At 51.5% G+C, this 666-nt stretch carries 1 protein-coding gene; it reads right to left on the bottom strand.

Going from position 1 to position 666, the window contains the following annotated elements; genetic code table 11:
• Positions 1–432: hypothetical protein (locus tag L6R21_27990; protein ID MCK6563048.1), on the bottom strand; the 432-nt coding region annotated here is incomplete at its 3' end.
• Positions 433–666: the final 234 nt, after the last annotated feature.

Here is a 666-nt window from a genome sequence, read left to right as displayed (position 1 = left end):
GAACGCGCGCACCAATGTCCCGACCAGCGGCGCACCGTCGAAGCGGCGAACCAGGCCGGCCACCTTGAATGGCTGCGGTTTCCCATCTGGCTCCGGTTTTTCGGCTGGCATATTCACTTCGATGACGATTTCCGTTTCCGGATTTTTGACGTTCCACAGAACCGACTTTTCGGTGCTTTTGATGAGCTTGTCATCGCTAAAGACCTTGAAATAGAGGTCGGGCTGCTTATCCGAAAACAGCTCGCGGAAGTGAGATTGGTCGAATTTTATCTCGAAAACGCCGCGCTCACCCGTTACGTCGCTGCCGACGAAATCGTCGATAATCGCGTCTTTGTCCCACGCCTCAACGCGCAAATTGGGAACGCCTTGCTCGCTTTTGCGGTCCAGCACGCGACCGGTGATATGAAAGATCTTCTTTGCTTTTCTTGCCATGGTTTTTGTCTTTCCTGTTTGGAGGTGAAAGCTAGATCAAAAGCGCACGCAAAGACGCAGAGTCGCAAAGGCACCGCAAAGAAAAGCTTTGCGGATTCTTTGCGTCTTCGCGTCTTTGCGTGAAAGTTTTTTTGAAACGAATGCATGTAATCATATATAAGCCCATCATTTCGTCGCGTCCTCGCGCGTTCGCATTTCAATCGTTTCTTTCCGTTCGTCGCTGATGGCCTGCTC

It is taken from the genome of bacterium, from assembly GCA_023150945.1.
Taxonomy (GTDB): domain Bacteria; phylum Zhuqueibacterota; class Zhuqueibacteria; order Zhuqueibacterales; family Zhuqueibacteraceae; genus Coneutiohabitans.
Note: the sequence above shows the minus strand (reverse complement) of the source record. Positions and strands in the feature narration are given on the sequence as shown.